The organism is Pseudomonas sp. EA_65y_Pfl2_P78, from assembly GCF_963970495.1.
In the GTDB taxonomy this organism is placed as follows: domain Bacteria; phylum Pseudomonadota; class Gammaproteobacteria; order Pseudomonadales; family Pseudomonadaceae; genus Aquipseudomonas; species Aquipseudomonas baetica_A.
In genome coordinates this window covers 212,810-232,088 of record NZ_CAXAON010000002.1, presented here as the reverse complement: position 1 = coordinate 232,088, position 19,279 = coordinate 212,810, and the positions used below count along the sequence as shown (strand labels likewise).

Genomic DNA, 19,279 nt, shown 5'->3' with positions numbered 1-19,279 from the left:
CAACAGGTTCGACAACATGCCCCCGCGCCCTGCCCTGTCTGGCTGATTGCCTTCGCTTGATCTCCCCATTGCATTCCATGTCTGCCCCCTGAAAGCGGCGGCAGCGCACCCGCTCGACTATAAAAACCAGAGAGACCCAATCCATGACAGCCTCCCCTGCGCCTTACGTATTCCCCGGTTTGATCGCCCTGGCCCTGGCCGGCGCCGCACTGCCCGCCACGGCTGAAGAAGCCGGATTTGTTGAAGGCGCGAAGGTCAACCTGAACCTGCGCAACTTCTACATCAACCGTAACTTCACCAACCCGACCAAGGCTCAGGGCAAGGCTGAAGAGTGGACACAAAGCTTCATCCTCGACGCCAGGTCCGGCTTCACTCAAGGCACCGTCGGTTTCGGCATGGACGTGCTGGGCCTCTATTCGGTGAAGCTCGATGGCGGTAAAGGCACGGGGGGTACGCAGTTATTGCCGCTGGATCATGACGGTCGCCCGGCGGACAACTTCGGGCGCACCAGCGTGGCGTTCAAAGCGAAGTTTTCCCAGACAGAAGTGAAAGTCGGCGAGTGGATGCCGGTGCTGCCCATCCTGCGTTCGGACGACGGTCGCTCGCTGCCGCAAACCTTTCGAGGTGGCCAGATCACCTCGAAGGAAATCGATGGCCTGACACTCTACGGCGGCCAGTTCCGCGCCAACAGCCCGCGCGACGACAGCAGCATGAACGACATGTCGATGTCCGGCAGAGCGGCGTTCACCTCCGATCGCTTCAACTTTCAGGGCGGCGAATATGTGTTCAATGAAAAACGCACACAGATCGGTGTGTGGAATGCCGAACTCAAGGACATCTACAGCCAGCAATACATCAACCTGATCCACAGCCAGCCGCTGGGCGACTGGACCCTGGGCGCCAACCTCGGTTTTTTCTACGGCAAGGACGACGGCAGCGCCCGCGCTGGCGATCTGGACAACAAGACCTGGTCGGGTCTGTTCTCAGCCAAATACGGCGGCAACACCTTCTATATCGGCCTGCAAAAACTCACCGGCGACAGCGCGTGGATGCGGGTCAACGGCACCAGCGGCGGCACCTTGGCCAACGACAGCTACAACGCCAGTTATGACAATGCCCAGGAACGCTCCTGGCAACTGCGCCACGACTACAATTTCGCGGCCCTCGGCGTGCCGGGCCTGACCCTGATGAACCGCTACATCAGCGGCGACAATGTGCATACCGCATCCACCACCGATGGCAAGGAATGGGGACGCGAATCGGAACTGGGTTACACCGTACAAAGCGGCACGCTCAAGGATTTGAACGTCAAGTGGCGCAACTCGACCATCCGCCGCGACTTCAGCAACAACGAGTTCGACGAGAACCGTTTGATCGTCAGCTATCCGATCAGCTTGCTGTAACCGCACGCCTGCTCCCCCGGTTGATCGTTTTTAAACTGGGGGAGCAGGCTGGATTACTCTCGGGACTCAACGCCCAGTTCATCCCAAACCGATTCGGCCAGATGAAAAGTGGCATTCGCCGCCGGAATCCCGCAATAAATCGCGCTCTGCATGATCACTTCCTTGATCTCGCCACGGCTCACGCCGTTATTGGCTGCGGCCCGAAGGTGCAGTTTGAGCTCACCTTCGCGGTTCATGCCGATCAGCATGGCGATGGTGACCAGGCTGCGGGTATGGCGAGGCAACCCCGGACGCGTCCAGATATCACCCCAGGCGTGGCGAGTGATCATCTCCTGGAATTCCGAGTTGAACTCGGTCAGCGCGGTCAGGCTGCGATCAACGTGAGCATCGCCCAGCACCGCACGGCGCACTTGCATGCCTTCGTCGTAACGTTGTTTCTCGTCCACAAAAACGTCCTCAGTCAGCCTGAAAAAACGCCAACACGCGATCACTGAAATCCGCACCGGCCTGTACGTTGGACAAATGCGCCGCGTAGAACTCGGCGTACTCGGCCCCGTGTACGTGTTCCTGAATGAAACGCCCGCCAGACGGCGGCGTGACCGCATCTTCAGTGCCGGCGATCACCAGCAACGGCACAATGATCGAGGCCAGTTGCTCTCGAAAATCGGCATCACGCACCGCCGCGCAATTGGCCGCATAACCTTCAGGCGACGTCGCCGCGAGCATGTCAGTGATATTCTTCGCCGCAACCGGATTGGCAGCGGAAAAATCAGGCGTGAACCAACGGGCAATCGACGCATCACGCAGTGCAATCATCGCTGCCGGGCCGTCACGCAGCACGGTCTCGATGCGTGGATTCCACACCGATGGATCGCCGATCTTCGCCGCGGTGTTGCACACAATCAGTTTGTGCAGACGATGACCGGCATTGATCCCCAGCCACTGACCGATCAGCCCGCCCATCGACAGTCCGCAGAAATGCGCGCGCTCAATGTGCAGCGCATCCAGCAGCGCCAGCACGTCGCGGCCCAATTGCTCGATGCTGTACGGCCCCGGCGTCACCAGCGATTGGCCGTGGCCACGGGTGTCGAACCGCAACACACGAAAATGCTCGGTGAACGCCGGCATTTGCGCATCCCACATGTGCAGGTCGGTACCCAGGGAGTTGGACAGCACCAGCACCGGCGCATCGACCGGGCCTTCAATGGTGTAGTGCAGTTCGCCATCGGCGAGTTGAACGAAAGCCACAGCCGTCTCCTTCAGACAGTCAAAGCGTTGTGTTCGGCCACCGCCCGTTCGACCCAGACGTGTGCCTGTCCGAGGTAGTGGGCGGGGTTGAGTAAGTGATCCAGTTCAGCATTGCTCAGTTGGGCGGTGATTTCTGGCTCGTCACCGAGCACGGCACGCAGATGCCGTTGCTCGGCCACCGCACGTTTGCAGCATCGTTCGAGCAAGTGATGCGCGGTGTCGCGACCGACCCGTTGCGCGAGGACGATACTGACCGCTTCGGCCAGCACCAGCCCTAGAGTCAATTCGAGGTTACGGGCCATACGGGCAGCGTCCACTTCCAGGCCGTCAGCGAGCAATCGCGCCTGTTGCAGTGATCCCGAAACGAGGCAGCAAATCTCGGGCAGGGTTTCCCATTCGGCATGCCACAGACCGAGGCTACGCTCGTGTTCCTGAGGCATGGCACTGAACAATGTCGAGACCAGGCCCGGCACCCGCGTCGCCGCGCCGATCAGCACCGCAGCCCCAACCGGGTTGCGTTTGTGCGGCATGGTCGAAGAACCGCCCTTCCCCGGCGCCGAGGGTTCGAAAACTTCCGCCACTTCGGTCTGCATCAACAGGCTGATGTCGCGCCCGAGCTTGCCGAGGCTGCCGGCGATCAATCCCAGTGCCGCGCCAAACTCGACCACGCGATCGCGCTGGGTGTGCCACGGTTGTTCCGGCATGGTCAGTTGCAGCTCTTGGGCCAAGGCTTGGGCAATCGGCAAGGCCTGTTCACCGAGCGCCGCGAGTGTCCCCGACGCGCCGCCGAATTGCAGCACCAGCAAACGTGGCTTGAGTTCGCGCAGACGTTGACGACTGCGCGTGACGGCGCCCAGCCATCCAGCGATCTTCATGCCGAGGGTCACCGGTGTCGCGTGCTGCAACCAGGTGCGCCCGGCCAGCGGTGTTGCGGCGTGGCGTTGTGCCTGGACCGCCAACGAGCTCGCCAGTTGTGCCAGATCACGTTCGATCAACGCCAACGCCTGACGCAATTGCAGTACCAACCCGCAATCCATTACGTCCTGACTGGTGGCGCCCAAATGCACATAACGCTCGGCCTCGGCATCCGTTGCGGCGATCTGCTTGCCCAACGCCTTGACCAATGGAATCGCCGAATTGCCCGCCGTGGCAATCGCCTCGCCCAACGCGGCGAAGTCATAGAGCCCGGCGTTGCAGGCGTTTTCAATGGGTGAAACAGCGCTCGTCGGAATCAACCCCACACGCGCTTCGGCCCGGACCAGCGCCGCTTCGAAGTCGAGCATCGCCTGCACCCGGCCCTGATCGCAGAACACGTCGCGCATATCGCGGGCAGTGAAATAGGCATCGAACAATTGATTGCCCGGTCGCTGAGTCATAGAAGTCCTTGCTGGCGCGGGCCACATTGGCCCGCGCGTTTCGGGTTAGAGGTCGTGGTGCAAATATTTAGCCTGTTTCGGCAAGCGCAGGCTGAACAGGAAGGCCACCGCCATCATCAGCGTAACGTACCAGTAGAAGGCGTTTTCCATGCCGCCGGCTTTCAGGCTCAAAGCGACGAATTCCGCCGAACCGCCGAAGATCGCGTTCGCCACCGCATACGCCAGGCCAACGCCAAGGGCGCGCACCTCGGGCGGGAACATTTCGGCTTTCACCAGACCGCTGATCGAGGTGTAGAAACTCACGACGGCCAGTGCCAGCGTGATCAGCACAAAGGCCAGGAACGGGCTGCTGACGCTTTTGAGCGTCAGCAGGATCGGCACGGTCAACAGCGTGCCGAGCGCGCCGAACCAGAGCATCGAATGACGTCGGCCAATCTTGTCGGCGAGCATGCCGAACAGCGGCTGCATGCACATATACAGGAACAGTGCGCCGGTCATGATGTAGCTGGCGGTCTTGGCATGCATGCCAGCAGTGTTCACCAGGTACTTCTGCATGTAAGTGGTGAACGTGTAGAAAATCAGCGAACCACCCGCGGTGTAACCCAGCACAGTAATGAACGCCGCTTTGTGGTCACGGAACAACGCGGTGATGCTGCCGGCGTCCTTGTTTTCACGCATTTGCTTGCTGCTGGTTTCTTTCAGCGAACGTCGCAGCAGCAAGGAAATCACCGCCGCCGCCGCGCCGACCACAAACGGAATCCGCCAGCCATAAGCACGCAGGTCTTCTTCCGTCAGGAACTGTTGCAGGATCACCACCAGCGACACCGCCAACAATTGCCCGCCAATCAACGTCACATACTGGAACGAGGCGAAAAACCCGCGCTGCCCCTTGAGCGCCACTTCGCTCATGTACGTCGCCGTGGTGCCGTACTCGCCGCCCACCGACAGCCCTTGCAGCAACCGCGCGAACAACAGCAGCAACGGCGCCCATACGCCGATGGTGTTATAGGTCGGCAGACAGGCGATGAGCAACGAGCCGAAGCACATCATCAGTACCGAGATCATCATCGAGGCCTTGCGGCCCTTCTTGTCCGCCAGACGACCGAAGATCCAGCCACCAATCGGTCGCATCAGGAACCCGGCGGCGAACACGCCCGCGGTGTTGACCAACTGCACCGTGGGGTTGTCGGAGGGGAAAAACGCCGGGGCGAAATAGATCGCGCAAAAGGCGTAGACGTAGAAGTCGAACCATTCGACAAGGTTGCCGGACGAGGCACCGACGATGGCGAAGATACGCTTGCTGCGCTCTTCGCCGGTGTAATGGGAAGTGATGGTTGTCATTGTTTTTCATTCAATAGGGACAGTGAGAGTCTAGACATACTTTGCAACACTCCCGTTCCACAGAGATATCCGTCCCCCGCAGAGCGCGGGGACGATCAGCGGGGAGGCGTTCTTCAATAATCGAAGAACACCGTTTCGGCGTCAGTGCCTTGCAGAACCACATTCCACTGATAGACACCCGCCGCATCCGGCTTGGCCAGCAATGTCCCACGGCGCTCGGCCGGTACGCATTCGAGCAGTGGATCATTCACGTTCGCCGGGTCGCCCTCGAAGTAAATCCGCGTCAGCAAGTGCTTGACCAACCCGCGAGCAAACACCAACACCACCAGATGCGGCGCCTGGGTCGAGCCCTTCAAACCCTCGACCGTGCCCGGTTTGATCGTGGTGAAACGAAAGCGTCCTTCGGCATCCACCGGTACGCGGCCGAAACCTTCGAAGTGCGGGTCCAGCGGTTTGTCCTGTTCGTCTTCCGGATGGTCGTATTTGCCGGCCGCATTGGCTTGCCAGACTTCAAGCATGGCGTCGTTGACGATGTCGCCGTTGCCATCGACGACTTGCCCGGTGATCGCCACGCGCTCGCCGAGGGTTTGTTCGACGGCCAGGTTCTCGCGGTTCAGCCAGGTCAGGCCGATGTGGTAATACGGCCCGACGGTGTGGGACGTGGTTGCAGTCAGGGTCATCTTACTTCTCCATCGGCGTGGCTTCACGGCCGCGCAGCACGATGTCCCAGCGGTAACCGAGAGCATAGGAAGGAATGGTTTTTTCCAGATCGAAAGCAGCGATCAGACGCTCCTTGGCCGACGTGTCCGGTACACAGTTGTAGATCGGGTCGTAGGCCAGCAGCGGATCGCCGGGGAAATACATCTGCGTCACCAGCCGGGTGAGGATGCTCGGCCCGAACAGCGAAAAGTGGATGTGCGCCGGGCGCCAGGCATTGTGGTGGTTGCCCCACGGATAGGCGCCGGGCTTGATGGTCTGGAACTGGTACCAGCCGTCGGCGTCGGTCACGGTGCGGCCGGTGCCGGTGAAATTCGGGTCCAGCGGTGCGTCGTGCAGGTCGCGCGGGTGGTTGTAGCGACCGGCGGCGTTGGCCTGCCAGATCTCCACCAGAATCCCTGGCACCGGCAGACCGTTTTCATCCAGGACCCGGCCGTGGATGATGATGCGCTCGCCCTGCGGTTCGCCGCTGTGCTGAGCCGTCAGATCGTTGTCGGTTTCAGCCACACGCTCGGCACCGATGGTCGGCCCGGTGATCTCCGACAACGAATGTGGCAGATACACCAAAGGCTTCGACGGCGAGCGCAAATTGGTGGATTGGTAGGTCGGGTGCAGGTACTCAGGCTGGGTGCCTTCCTGCGGGCGACGGTAACCAGGCTTGTCAGTCATTTCGCTTTCCTCAGTTCTTTTTCTTGCCGCTGCGCGTCAGACGCGCTCGATGGCCAGGGCCAGGCCTTGGCCGACACCGACGCACATGGTCGCCAGACCTTTCTTGCCACCGGTCTTTTCCAAGTGATGCAACGCAGTCAGCACCAGCCGCGCACCGCTCATGCCCAACGGGTGCCCCAGGGCAATCGCGCCACCGTTGGGGTTGACCTTTGCGGCGTCATCCGCCAGCCCCAGCTCACGCAGCACCGCCAAGCCTTGGCTGGCGAACGCTTCGTTGAGCTCAATCACGTCGAAATCGCTGACCGCCACGCCGAGCCGTTCGATCAGTTTACGAACCGCTGGCACCGGGCCGATGCCCATCACGCGTGGCGCGACACCGGCACTGGCCATGCCCAGCACTTTGGCGCGGGCAGTCAGGCCATGTTTTTTCACGGCGTGAGCCGAGGCCAGAATCAACGCCGCGGCGCCATCGTTAACGCCCGAGGCATTGCCGGCGGTGACGGTTTTGTCCACGCCGTTGACCGGTTTGAGTTTGGCCAACGCTTCAAGTGTCGTGTCCGCACGCGGGTGTTCATCCTGACTGACCACGGTTTCGCCCTTCTTGTGGGCGATCCGCACTTCGACGATCTCTTCAGCGAAGTAGCCGGCGGCCTGCGCGGCGGCAGTCCGTTGCTGGCTGCGCAGGGCGAAAGCGTCCTGATCCGCACGCGACACCTTATAGTCGTCGGCAACGTTATCAGCGGTCTGCGGCATCGCATCGACGCCGTACTGAGCTTTCATCAAAGGGTTGATGAAACGCCAGCCAATCGTGGTGTCTTCCAGTTTCATGTTGCGAGAGAACGCCGCGTCGGCCTTGCCCATCACGAACGGCGCGCGGGACATCGACTCGACGCCGCCGGCAATCGCCAACTCCATCTCACCGCTGGCGATGGCGCGGAACGCCGTACCAATCGCATCCATGCCCGAAGCGCAGAGACGATTGAGCGTTACGCCCGGAACGGTTTCCGGCAAGCCAGCCAGCAGCAGCGCCATACGTGCGACGTTACGGTTGTCTTCGCCGGCCTGGTTGGCGCAGCCGAGGAATACCTCGTCGATCGCGCTCCAGTCCACAGACGGATTGCGCTCCATCAGCGCCTTGATCGGCACGGCGGCGAGATCATCGGCACGCACGGCAGACAAACCACCGCCGAAACGGCCGATGGGCGTACGAATCGCATCGCAGATATACACATCACGCATCATGCTTCTCCCGGTGCCTGGCCATGGGCGGCGGCGGTGCGCGCTTCGAGATCACGCAGCGCGGTCAGTTCGACGTCAGTCGGTGCCGCAGTCGTTTCAACGTCGTCGGCAAACCGGATCGCCCAACCGGTGGCGGCAACCACTTGCTCGCGGGTGACGCCCGGATGCAGCGCGGTGACCACGAACTCGTGAGTCCCCGCTTCCGGCTCCATGATGCACAGGTCGGTAATGATGCCCACCGGCCCGGCCCCCGGCAGGCCCAGACGCTTGCGTGAATCGCCACCCTCGCCATGACCGACTGAGGTGATGAAGTCGAGCTTGTCGACAAACGAACGCGCCGACTGTTTAAGGATGATCAACACACTCTTCGCCGAACCGGCAATTTCCGGCGCGCCACCGGCACCCGGCAAGCGCACTTTCGGTGCGTGATAATCGCCAACTACGGTGGTGTTGATGTTGCCGAAACGGTCCACTTGCGCCGCGCCGAGAAAACCGACGTCGATGCGCCCGCCCTGCAACCAATAGCGAAAAATCTCACCGGTCGGTACGACGGTGTCAGCGGTTTCCGCCAACTCACCGTCCCCGATGGACAGCGGCAACACACTGGGCTTGGCGCCAATCGGGCCCGATTCGTAAATCAGCACCACGTCCGGCGATGACGTCAGGCGCGCCAGGTTTGCCGCTTTCGACGGCAGGCCGATGCCGACGAAGCACACCGAACCGTTCTTCAAGCGACGGGCCGCCGCGACGGTCATCATTTCGTTGGTGGAGTACGTCATTATTTGGCCTCCGAAGCAGCGGCCAACTTGGCCTGGAACTCGCTGAAGTCAGCGCAGCCATGGATGTATTCGTTGATCCATGCGGTAAACGTCCCACGGTCACGGGCGATCGGATCCCACGCCTGATAGAAACGATTGTCGCGTTCGGTGTAACCGTGGGCGTAGGACGGATGCGCACCGCCCGGTACGTGGCAAACCGCGCTCAGGGCCCAGGTCGGCAGGACACAGGCGTTCATCGGAGCCTTGAGGTCGTCGACGATTTCTTCCACGGTGACGATGCAGCGTTTGGCTGCCAGTGCCGCTTCTTTCTGCACACCGAGAATGCCCCACAACAGAACGTTGCCTTGGCGATCGGCTTTCTGCGCGTGGATCACGGTCACGTCCGGCCGTACCGAAGGCACGGCTGCCAGCACCTCACCGGTAAACGGGCAAGTGACGGACTTGATCAGTGGATTGACCTTCGGCAGGTCGGAACCGGCGTAAGCCCGCAGCACCGCGAACGGCAGGCCAGAGGCGCCAGCCACGTAAGCATTGGCCAGGTCGGCATGGCTGTGTTCTTCGATTTCCAGTGGGTGCGGCCACTGCTTCTCGACCGCGTCGCGCAGACGGTGCAGCGAACCCACACCGGGATTACCGCCCCAGGAGAAAATCAGCTTGCGTGCACAACCGGCGCCGATCAGTTGGTCGTAGATCAGGTCAGGCGTCATCCGCACCAGCGTCAGATCTTTCTTGCCCTGACGAATGATTTCATGACCCGCTGCCGTAGGGATCAGGTGGGTGAAGCCTTCGAGCGCGACCGTGTCGCCGTCGTTGACGAATTGCTTCACCGCGTCGTGCAGCGAAAGGATCTCAGCCATGGAGCGGGCTCCCGTTTTTGTAATGAATCGCCAGTGATAAAAAGGCGCGAGGTTCAGCGCCGGAGTCACTGCAGATTAAGCCTGGGAAAATCGCCAAACAATCCGATAATCGACTGAGTGTTCGTTTATCGAACAGATTGTTATCACCCTAACAATCGGCCGCAAAAGCTTCGCCGAAACGCCGCTCGGAGCAAGCCCGCTCCCACAGGTTGAAATGCATTCCAATGTGGGAACGGGCTTGCTCGCGAAGAGGCCAGAACATCCAACAAATATTCTTACCCTTTAAACTCACGTCGCATCCGCGTGACTGACCATCCCTTTGATCAGCACTGCCGCCGTCGCCAACGCCGCCGGAATCACCAACGCCGTCAAAACCTGCTCAAAGTTCCAGCCCAGGCCCAACAGCGTCGCGCCCATCCAGGCCCCGAGAATCGCGCCAAAACGACCAATCCCCAGCATCCACGATACCCCGGTCGCCCGCCCTTGCGTCGGATAAAACCGCGCCGCCAGCGAAGGCATCGCCGATTGCGCACCGTTCACGCACATCCCCGCCACCAGCACCAGCGTCGCCAGCAATGTGATGTTGCCCAGGCTCTGCCCTACCGCGTAGGCAAACACGCCGGCCAACAGGTAGAACGTGCCGATGACCTTGTGCGGATTGAACCGATCCATCGCCCATCCCACAGCGACCGCGCTCAACACGCCGCCGAACTGGAACAACGCGCCAATGAACGCCGCCTGCTCCATGCTCGCGCCACTGTCACGCATCAGCGTCGGCAACCAACTGGTCAGCAGGTAAACGATGACCAGACCCATGAAGTAGGTCAGCCACAGCAGCAGCGTGCCTGCGCTGTAGGTGCCAGAGAAAATCACCGCGAACACGTTGCGGGCCTTGACGGTTTTCTGTTCCGGCACGCTGAAGCTTGAGGCCTGGGCGACGACGACAGGATCAATCGGTGCCAAGGTCTTGCGCACCTTGTCGGAGCCACGGTTACGCACCACCAGATAGCGCGCCGACTCCGGCAGCCAGAACAGCAATACGACAGCGAGGATCAGCGGCAGAATCCCGCCGATCAGCAACAGGCTGTGCCAGCCGAACGCTGGAATCAGTTTTGCCGAAATGAATCCACCGCCAGCCATACCCAGGTTGAAGCCGCAGAACATGCTGGTCACCAGCAGCGACTTCTTGCGCTCCGGGGTGTATTCCGAGAGCAGCGTGGTGGCGTTGGGCATCCCGGCGCCAAGACCCAGACCGGTCAAGAAGCGCAGCACCAGCAGTTGATCGAGATTACTGCTGTACGCCGACGCGAGGCTGAATGCACCGAACAGCAGGACCGCGCCCACCAGTACGACTTTTCGCCCAAAACGGTCAGCCAGCGGGCCGGAACCGAGGGCGCCAAACACCATGCCGATCAACGCAGCGCTCATCACCGGGCCGAGGCTGGCGCGATCGATGCCCCAGTCCTGGGACAACGCCGGGGCAATGAAGCCCATCGCGGCGGTGTCGAGACCATCGAGGAACACAATCAGAAAACACAGGATCACCACCCGCCATTGATAGCGCGAGATCGGTTGGGCATTGATGAAGGTCTGCACGTCGAGGCATTGACCTACAGCGGACTGAGGCTGGTTCATTATTTTTATTCCACGCAAAAAACGCAGTCGAACGGCGGCCGGCCACAGAGCGGCACGGTCACAAGAATAGAAGGTGTGAATCAGGCGTTGCGGTGAACCCGGCAATACGGGCTGAAGCTGTGACAGTCGGGGAACGTGCACATGGAGAGTTGCCTCTTGTCATTATTATGGGAGTCGGCAGTCCGGCGAGGCCATTGACGTCAGCGCCGGATGACGCTGCCGCGACATTAATGATCCGAGGGTTTTAGCGTCAATTCGATAAACGCAACACTGTGCGTTTATCGAACAGCTTCATCAGGCGAACAACTGCGCACTGAGGTCGCGACTGGCACTGAGCAGGCCTGGCAGGAAGCGCTGTTCCAGCTCGCTGCGGCTGACGCGGCCGGCGTGGGTACTGACGTTGAGCGCCGCCACCACTTGGCCTGATGCGTCGTAGACCGGCACCGCAATCGAACGCAGCCCTTGCTCCAGTTCCTGGTCGACGATGCACCAGCCCTGCTGCCGCACTTCTTGCAGGCATTCGAGCAACGCCTGGGGCGTGTGAATCGTGCGGCTGGTCTTGGCCACCAGTTCGGCGTGGTCCAGGTATTCACCCAAGGTCGTGTCGTCCAGCGCGGCCAGCAGAATGCGGCCCATTGAAGTGCAATAGGCCGGCAGGCGCCCGCCCACTGACAAATCCACCGAAATCAGCCGTTGAGTCGTCGCCGAACGGGCGATGTAGAGAATGTCGTCGCCCTCCAGCGTGGCCATGTTGCAGGCTTCGTGCAGTTGCTCGCTCATACGGTCGAGGTAGGGCTGAGCCGAGACGGCGAGCGGCGTTGAGGACAGATAAGCGTGGCCCAGGGTCAGCACTTTCGGCAGCAACGAGTAGGTACGGCCATCGGTGGTGGCGTAGCCAAGCTTGATCAAGGTGTGCAGGCAACGGCGCACGGCCGCGCGGGGAATTTCCGTGCGGTGGCTGATCTGAGCGATGGTCAGGTGCCGCTTGCGCTCCTGAAACGCCTGCACCACGGCCAAGCCACGGGCCAGCGAGGTCATGAAATCCGGATCGCCCGTCAACGCCTGGATCCGCTTGGCCGGCGAGGCGACAATCGGCGGCGCCACGGAGGTGAAGGAGTTGCGCATTTGATCGTTCATTTCAGGTCCTTTATCCGGCTCGGATCAGTGGTTATACAAACGGCTCGCGGGCCAATACACAAGCAACGCCCCTCAAGATCGGGCGATTATCGAACCGCCGACCGATAATCGCAACAAACCCGCAGGCCCGCATCACCGCTTGATCCGCTCGCCCAACTTCGCTGACACACTCAATCGCCCCCTTAGTTGATCGAGTAAATGGCGCCAAAAACAGAACGCGTGGCAAATAACGATTTACCTGCACTTCAACTAGCGACAAAAGTTGCGAGTAACAAAACAATCACACATCCAGAACCGTTTTTAACTTGGCAAAGATAGTCATTCCTGAATCGGCCGCTATAATGCACCCCAGTGAGGCCGCGATTTTTTAATCAGCAAGGTCGCCACTGGCTTTCGCGATATCCATCGTCGTCAGCCCCAGCCAGCGCTTGACGCTCATTATTCATGCAACGCCAGCGCTCGCTGAAACAGGAAACTGATGCTGCGTCAGTTTTAATCTGGTGCCGTAGCCGCCTGTAACACGGAAGTCTTGATCGCCCTGCCGATGCCACCAATGCCTGTTCAGGCGTGGCGCGCTCGACGGGTCTGTTCAATTGATTCGTTGCAGTGCGTTTCACCAGATATTTATCTCAACTCAAACAGGTAGCACTGTGACGAAAGACGAACTGCGCGCGGAACTTGAGCGCCAGGAACAACGTTACAAGGAAGTTTACGGCGGGGAAGTCACCACCTACGCCGCTCAGCCCGAACCGGAGCGCAAGCCTTGGCGTAAGCGCGCCACCGTTCAGGATCAGGTCTTCAAACAAGAGATTGAAAAGATCGAAAAGGAACTCAAAGCCGAAGAGCCATGAGCCACCGGTTTTGATTATTTCGAAGGTCGCGTGCGCACCGGCTACAAGCGCGGTGTATCGACGATGCCTTGCCCGCCCGCTATCCGCGGGCAGCGGCGGCTATGCACCGCCCTACAGACCAATGGCATGCTTCAGACAGGTTTCAGAGATATTTCAGACAAGCGTTTGAGCCTGCGACACTGCCTGAAAAATGCTCACCATCAGCAATATTCACCAATAAAATCAATGACTTGAAAAACCCTCCATAACACTGGGTTTTAACGCCCTGCAACAAATTAAATAGAAGAAGAATGTTACCAATGAGCAGGTAGGGCATCGATTTCGAGACTTTTCTGGCATAATCGCGCCCCCTTACGACCGGGTCAGAAAACCTTCATGATCGATTTATTCAGCGGACTGGATGCTTGGGTGCTTGTGAGCCTCTTGCTCGCCCTGACGTTTGTCCTCGCCTTCGAGTTCATCAATGGATTTCATGACACCGCTAACGCGGTAGCCACTGTTATCTACACCAAAGCCATGCCGCCTCATCTGGCGGTGTTCTTTTCCGGTGTGTTCAATTTCCTCGGCGTGCTGCTGGGCGGCGTTGGCGTGGCGTATGCCATTGTTCACTTGCTGCCGGTTGAACTGCTGATCAACGTGAACACGGGCCATGGCCTGGCAATGGTGTTCTCGTTGCTCGCCGCGGCTATCGCCTGGAACCTTGGCACCTGGTACTTCGGTATCCCCGCCTCCAGTTCCCACACCTTGATCGGTTCGATTCTCGGTGTCGGTCTGGCCAATGCCCTGATCAACGATATTCCGTTGGCCGACGGGGTTAACTGGCAGAAAGCGATCGATATCGGCGCCTCGCTGGTGTTCTCGCCAATGGCCGGTTTCCTGGTTGCAGGCCTGGTGCTGGTTGGCCTGAAATGGTGGCGCCCGCTGTCGAAGATGCACAAGACACCGGAACAACGCCGCAAGATCGACGACAAGAAGCACCCGCCATTCTGGAATCGCCTGGTACTGGTGATGTCAGCCATGGCCATGAGCTTCGTGCACGGCTCCAACGATGGTCAGAAAGGCATCGGCCTGATCATGCTGGTCCTGATCGGTATCGTGCCTGCTCAGTTCGTACTCGACCTGAACAGCACCACTTACCAGATCGAACGTACCCGCGACGCCACCCTGCACCTGAGCCAGTTTTACCAGCGCAACGCCGAAACCCTCGGCGAGTTCCTGGCCCTGGGTAAAAGCGTCGAAGGCGACCTGCCGGAGAAATTCCGCTGCAACCCGCAGCAGACCGAACCGACCATCTCCGCCCTGCTCCACACCCTCAAGGGTGTAGCGGACTACCATTCGCTGCCGGCCGACAGCCGCATCGAAGTGCGTCGCTACCTGCTCTGCCTGGACGACACCGCGAAGAAAGTCGCCAAGCTGCCGGGCCTTCAGGCTCGCGAAAAAGCTGATCTGGACAAACTGCGTAAAGACCTGACCACCACCACCGAATACGCCCCGTTCTGGGTCATTCTGGCGGTCGCCATGGCCTTGGGTCTGGGCACCATGGTCGGCTGGAAGCGCGTAGTAAAGACCATCGGCGAGAAGATCGGTAAGCAAGGCATGACCTATGCACAGGGCATGTCAGCCCAGATCACCGCCGCATGCATGATTGGCCTGGCCAACATCTTCAGCCTGCCGGTGTCCACCACCCACGTTCTGTCCTCGGGCGTGGCCGGTACCATGGTCGCCAACAAAAGCGGCCTGCAAGGCGGGACGGTGAAAACCATCCTGCTGGCATGGGTGCTGACCCTGCCGGCAACCGTGGCACTGTCGGCCGGATTGTTCTGGCTGGCGTCCATGGTGCTGGGTAGCTGATAGGCAGCGAAAAATGAAAAAGGCGCGATTCGAAAGGATCGCGCCTTTTTTGTTCATCTCGGGAAAAAGGTCACACGGGCAGAGATTGTGCGATTGGACGGGCCTCTTCGCGAGCCAGCCCGCACACATTTCAAACCGCATACACCAGGGTGGGTCCACAGGCCGCCAGGCACACAAAAAAAAGGGCAACCGAAGTTGCCCAAAATGCCTTGCGTGCTCGTCAATCCAGAAGAACCTACTTCTTGCGCTTGTTCGCATCCTTCCAGATAAAAAATCCAAACCCTGCAAAAAACAGAACCATGAGGCCCACTGTGAGGACTCCGGCAAACACCACGTTATCGAAAAACATGACTGGCCTCCTGGCCCCTGCTCTGCTGCGATGGAGCTAAGTTAACCAATCAGGCAGGCGCAGAAATTGACCGGGGTCAATGCCAATGAAGAAGGGGAGTAAAGGCGGGAAAATAACTGACCTGCATCAAAGGATGCAGGGGGAAATCAACGCTTTTTCGGTTTGTTTTTCGACTTTTTCCTGGCTTTTCCCAACGGCATGGCCTGTTCGAAGGCATTGCGCACTTCATTCAGACGCTTCTCGTTGAGGTCATGCACGCGTTTGGCGCGTTCGGTACTGAGGTCGATCAGTTTGTCGTCTTGGCTCATGGCGTTCGATGCATCGCTTGAAGAAAACACAACTGCCAGATCACCGGCAGGACTGCGTCAATAATGCCGCCTGACGTCAGCGCTGACCAGCCATCAGATCTCGATATCAACCCACATGCCCTGACGCGGTTGATCTTCCATCAGCGGCACCACCGGCACGGTGTTGTCGGCATTGAGTTCTGTGCCTGGCACGGCGAGATGTTCTTCGGGGTCTTCATCCGCTTCGCGGCGGCGACGCTCGCGCTCCTGCTTACGGCGCTGTTCCTCGCGCAATTGCAGCGCGGCCTCTTCCGGGTCGCGCTTTTGCAGGTCGATCGTGCTTTCGCTGGAGCTTTCCTGCACCGGCACCACCGGTGGAATGTCCGGGCGCTGGCGGATCGGGTCCTGCTGGGAAGTGATCGGCACAGCGCTCAGGGGGAGCATCGGTGGCAGCATATAGAGGGTCTCCTGTCAGCAGGCTATCGGCTTGAGCGATCACGGCTTGAGCCGTCGGTCGCAAACTTGTGACCGGATTGGCACTCACAGGTGCCCTGCCACTTCCTGAAACCGACGCATGGCCTAATCTTCCCTGAACATATAAAAGCTGGGCGCGGCTCCTTATCCTTTGGCCTCGGGGCCTCATTCCGTTAAGATAGCCCGCTTTTTCAAGGTGGGAGTCAGGCAGCATGGCGCAGCAGTATCAACCGGGGCAACGCTGGATCAGTGACAGCGAAGCAGAGCTTGGTTTAGGCACCGTTCTGGCACAGGACGGCCGCTTGTTGACCGTGCTTTACCCGGCCACTGGCGAAACCCGCCAGTACGCGCTACGGAATGCGCCCCTTACCCGTGTGCGGTTCTCGCCGGGTGACAGCATTACCCACTTCGAAGGCTGGAAGATGACCGTGCAGCAAGTCGACGATGTCGATGGGCTGATGGTCTATCACGGCCTCAACGCGCAGAACGAAGCGGTAACGCTGCCGGAAACCCAGTTGTCGAACTTCATTCAGTTCCGTCTGGCCAGCGACCGTCTGTTTGCCGGGCAGATCGACCCGCTGGCCTGGTTCTCCCTGCGCTACAACACCCTCGAACACACCAGCCGCCAGTTGCAATCTTCGCTCTGGGGCCTGGGCGGCGTGCGTGCGCAGCCGATCGCGCACCAGTTGCACATTGCCCGTGAAGTCGCCGACCGTATCGCGCCGCGGGTTTTGCTGGCGGACGAAGTGGGTCTGGGTAAAACCATCGAAGCCGGTCTGGTGATCCACCGCCAACTGCTCTCGGGCCGTGCCAACCGCGTGCTGATTCTGGTGCCGGAAAACCTCCAGCACCAGTGGCTGGTGGAGATGCGCCGCCGCTTCAACCTGCAGGTTGCACTGTTCGACGAAGAACGTTTCATCGAAAGCGATGCGACCAACCCGTTCGAAGACACCCAACTGGCGCTGGTCGCGCTGGAATGGCTGGTCGACGACGAAAAGGCGCAGGACGCCTTGTTCGCCGCCGGTTGGGACTTGCTGGTGGTCGACGAAGCGCACCACCTGGTCTGGCACGAAGAAAAAGCCAGCCCCGAGTATTCGCTGGTCGAGCAACTGGCCGAAGTGATCCCGGGCGTGCTGTTGCTTACCGCCACCCCGGAACAACTCGGTCAGGACAGCCACTTCGCCCGTCTGCGCCTGCTTGATCCGAACCGTTTCCATGACCTGGCCGCGTTCCGCGCCGAGAGCGAGAACTATCGCCCGGTGGCCGAAGCCGTGCAGGAACTGCTCGACAAAGGGCGCCTGTCGCCTGAAGCACACAAGACCATTCATGGTTTCCTCGGCAACGAAGGCGAAGCCCTGTTGACCGCGGTCAACGATGGCGACACCGAAGCCAGTGCTCGCCTCGTGCGTGAGCTGCTTGACCGCCACGGCACCGGCCGCGTGCTGTTCCGTAACACCCGCGCCGCCGTGCAGGGTTTCCCGGAGCGCAAACTGCACCCGTACCCGCTACCGTGCCCGGACGAATATCTGGAACTGCCGTTGGGCGATCACGCCGAGTTGTACCCGGAAGTCAGCTTCCAGGCCCAGCCGGATGCCAGCGAAGAAGAACGCTGGTGGAAATTCGACCCACGCGTCGAATGGCTGATCGATCAGCTGAAAATGCTCAAGCGCACCAAAGTGCTGGTGATCTGCGCCCACGCCGAAACCGCGATGGATCTGGAAGACGCCTTGCGCGTGCGCTCCGGCATCCCGGCCACGGTGTTCCACGAAGGCATGAACATCCTTGAGCGTGACCGCGCTGCCGCCTACTTCGCTGACGAAGAATTCGGCGCGCAAGTGCTGATCTGCTCGGAAATCGGCAGTGAAGGTCGCAACTTCCAGTTCGCTCACCACCTGGTGCTGTTCGACCTGCCGTCGCACCCGGATCTTCTGGAGCAGCGTATCGGTCGTCTCGACCGAATCGGCCAGAAGCACATCATCGAACTGCATGTGCCGTACCTGGAAACCAGCCCGCAAGAGCGCCTGTTCCAGTGGTACAATGAAGCGCTGAACGCCTTCCTCAACACCTGCCCGACCGGCAATGCCTTGCAGCATCAGTTCGGCTCGCGTCTGCTGCCGCTGCTCGAAGAAGCCGACGACAGCGAGTGGCAAGCGCTGATCGACGAAGCCCGCACCGAGCGCGAGCGTCTGGAAGAAGAGCTGCACACCGGTCGCGACCGTCTGCTGGAGCTCAACTCCGGCGGTTCGGGCGAAGGCGATCAGTTGGTCGAGGACATCCTTGAGCAAGACGATCAGTTCGCCCTGCCGATCTACATGGAAACCCTGTTCGACGCGTTCGGCATCGACAGCGAAGACCATTCGGAAAACGCCCTGATCCTCAAGCCGAGCGAGAAGATGCTCGACGCCAGTTTCCCGCTGGGCGACGACGAAGGCGTGACCATCACTTACGACCGCAACCAGGCGCTGTCGCGTGAAGACATGCAGTTCATCACCTGGGAACACCCGATGGTGCAGGGCGGTATGGATCTGGTGTTGTCCGGTTCGATGGGCAACACCGCCGTCGCACTGATCAAGAACAAGGCGCTGAAACCGGGCACCGTGCTGCTGGAACTGCTCTACGTCAGCGAAGTGGTTGCCCCGCGCTCGCTGCAACTGGGCCGTTACCTGCCGCCGGCCGCATTGCGCTGCCTGCTCGACGCCAACGGCAACGACCTGTCGGCACGCGTGTCGTTCGAAACCCTGAACGATCAACTGGAGAGCGTGCCGCGTGCCAGCGCCAACAAATTCATCCAGGCCCAGCGCGATCAACTGACGCCACGAATCAACGCCGGTGAAGACAAGATCACCCCGCGTCACGCCGAGCGCGTGGCCGAGGCTCGCCGCCGTCTGGCGGCCGACACCGACGAAGAACTGGCGCGCCTGACCGCGTTGCAAGCGGTCAACCCGACCGTGCGTGACAGCGAACTGGTTGCCTTGCGTGAACAGCGAGAGCAAGGTCTGGCGATGCTGGATAAGGCTGCTTTGCGTCTGGAAGCGATTCGGGTGCTGGTGGCGGGTTAAACCGCCC

General features: G+C 60.3%; 18 protein-coding genes. 4 read left to right on the top strand and 14 right to left on the bottom strand.

The window, feature by feature from the left end; translation table 11 throughout:
- Positions 1 to 143: 143 nt before the first annotated feature.
- On the top strand, positions 144 to 1,403 hold the full coding sequence (locus AACY02_RS02940) for an OprD family porin (RefSeq protein WP_339430674.1): 1,260 nt from the start codon (positions 144 to 146) through the stop codon (positions 1,401 to 1,403).
- Between the two features lie 53 nt (positions 1,404 to 1,456).
- On the opposite strand, the gene pcaC is transcribed toward AACY02_RS02940, so the two are convergent.
- From pcaC to pcaR, 11 genes are all read right to left on the bottom strand, one after another.
- Positions 1,457 to 1,849: a 4-carboxymuconolactone decarboxylase gene (gene pcaC / locus AACY02_RS02935; RefSeq protein ID WP_339430673.1), complete on the bottom strand. Its 393-nt coding sequence runs from the start codon at positions 1,847 to 1,849 to the stop codon at positions 1,457 to 1,459.
- 10 nt (positions 1,850 to 1,859) lie between these two features.
- Positions 1,860 to 2,651 (bottom strand): 3-oxoadipate enol-lactonase, encoded by a 792-nt coding sequence (gene pcaD, locus AACY02_RS02930; protein ID WP_339430672.1) that lies wholly within the window; start codon positions 2,649 to 2,651, stop codon positions 1,860 to 1,862.
- 11 nt (positions 2,652 to 2,662) lie between these two features.
- A complete protein-coding gene (locus tag AACY02_RS02925; RefSeq protein WP_339430671.1) occupies positions 2,663 to 4,027 on the bottom strand; it encodes a 3-carboxy-cis,cis-muconate cycloisomerase in 1,365 nt (454 codons plus the stop codon).
- Between the two features lie 45 nt (positions 4,028 to 4,072).
- Positions 4,073 to 5,368, bottom strand: a complete 1,296-nt coding sequence (locus AACY02_RS02920; RefSeq protein ID WP_339430670.1) for an MFS family transporter — start codon at positions 5,366 to 5,368, stop codon at positions 4,073 to 4,075.
- Between the two features lie 113 nt (positions 5,369 to 5,481).
- On the bottom strand, positions 5,482 to 6,048 hold the full coding sequence (gene pcaG / locus AACY02_RS02915) for a protocatechuate 3,4-dioxygenase subunit alpha (RefSeq protein WP_339430669.1): 567 nt from the start codon (positions 6,046 to 6,048) through the stop codon (positions 5,482 to 5,484).
- 1 nt (position 6,049) lies between these two features.
- Positions 6,050 to 6,754 (bottom strand): protocatechuate 3,4-dioxygenase subunit beta, encoded by a 705-nt coding sequence (pcaH, locus tag AACY02_RS02910; protein WP_339430668.1) that lies wholly within the window; start codon positions 6,752 to 6,754, stop codon positions 6,050 to 6,052.
- Positions 6,755 to 6,790: 36 nt separating this feature from the next.
- Positions 6,791 to 7,996 carry a 3-oxoadipyl-CoA thiolase gene (gene pcaF / locus AACY02_RS02905; protein ID WP_339430667.1) on the bottom strand — a complete coding sequence of 402 codons (1,206 nt, stop codon included), beginning with the start codon at positions 7,994 to 7,996 and terminating at the stop codon, positions 6,791 to 6,793.
- On the bottom strand, positions 7,993 to 8,775 hold the full coding sequence (locus tag AACY02_RS02900) for a CoA-transferase subunit beta (protein ID WP_221731475.1): 783 nt from the start codon (positions 8,773 to 8,775) through the stop codon (positions 7,993 to 7,995). Before AACY02_RS02900 ends, pcaF begins: the two co-directional genes overlap by 4 nt.
- The gene (locus tag AACY02_RS02895; RefSeq protein WP_339430666.1) at positions 8,772 to 9,629 is read right to left on the bottom strand and encodes a CoA transferase subunit A; all 858 of its coding nucleotides are present in this window, start codon (positions 9,627 to 9,629) and stop codon (positions 8,772 to 8,774) included. Before AACY02_RS02895 ends, AACY02_RS02900 begins: the two co-directional genes overlap by 4 nt.
- Positions 9,630 to 9,917: 288 nt before the next feature.
- Entirely contained in the window at positions 9,918 to 11,264 is a 1,347-nt protein-coding gene (locus AACY02_RS02890) for an MFS transporter (protein ID WP_339430665.1), read from the bottom strand.
- A gap of 294 nt (positions 11,265 to 11,558) precedes the next feature.
- Positions 11,559 to 12,401, bottom strand: a complete 843-nt coding sequence (gene pcaR, locus AACY02_RS02885) for a pca regulon transcriptional regulator PcaR (protein WP_339430664.1) — start codon at positions 12,399 to 12,401, stop codon at positions 11,559 to 11,561.
- 650 nt (positions 12,402 to 13,051) lie between these two features.
- On the opposite strand from pcaR, the gene AACY02_RS02880 reads away from it, so the two are divergent.
- Positions 13,052 to 13,252 carry a hypothetical protein gene (locus tag AACY02_RS02880; protein WP_221731414.1) on the top strand — a complete coding sequence of 67 codons (201 nt, stop codon included), beginning with the start codon at positions 13,052 to 13,054 and terminating at the stop codon, positions 13,250 to 13,252.
- A gap of 375 nt (positions 13,253 to 13,627) precedes the next feature.
- On the top strand, positions 13,628 to 15,103 hold the full coding sequence (locus tag AACY02_RS02875) for an inorganic phosphate transporter (protein WP_339430663.1): 1,476 nt from the start codon (positions 13,628 to 13,630) through the stop codon (positions 15,101 to 15,103).
- A gap of 235 nt (positions 15,104 to 15,338) precedes the next feature.
- On the opposite strand, the gene ccoM is transcribed toward AACY02_RS02875, so the two are convergent.
- The 3 genes from ccoM to AACY02_RS02860 all read right to left on the bottom strand — a co-directional run bounded on the left by ccoM (position 15,339) and on the right by AACY02_RS02860 (position 16,195).
- Entirely contained in the window at positions 15,339 to 15,452 is a 114-nt protein-coding gene (gene ccoM, locus AACY02_RS02870; protein ID WP_003222396.1) for a cytochrome c oxidase subunit CcoM, read from the bottom strand.
- A 146-nt stretch (positions 15,453 to 15,598) separates the two neighbouring features.
- On the bottom strand, positions 15,599 to 15,760 hold the full coding sequence (locus AACY02_RS02865) for a hypothetical protein (protein ID WP_339430662.1): 162 nt from the start codon (positions 15,758 to 15,760) through the stop codon (positions 15,599 to 15,601).
- A 93-nt stretch (positions 15,761 to 15,853) separates the two neighbouring features.
- A complete protein-coding gene (locus AACY02_RS02860; RefSeq protein ID WP_339430661.1) occupies positions 15,854 to 16,195 on the bottom strand; it encodes an aspartate-semialdehyde dehydrogenase in 342 nt (113 codons plus the stop codon).
- A gap of 230 nt (positions 16,196 to 16,425) precedes the next feature.
- On the opposite strand from AACY02_RS02860, the gene rapA reads away from it, so the two are divergent.
- On the top strand, positions 16,426 to 19,272 hold the full coding sequence (gene rapA, locus AACY02_RS02855) for an RNA polymerase-associated protein RapA (protein WP_339430660.1): 2,847 nt from the start codon (positions 16,426 to 16,428) through the stop codon (positions 19,270 to 19,272).
- The last annotated feature ends 7 nt before the right edge of the window (positions 19,273 to 19,279 follow it).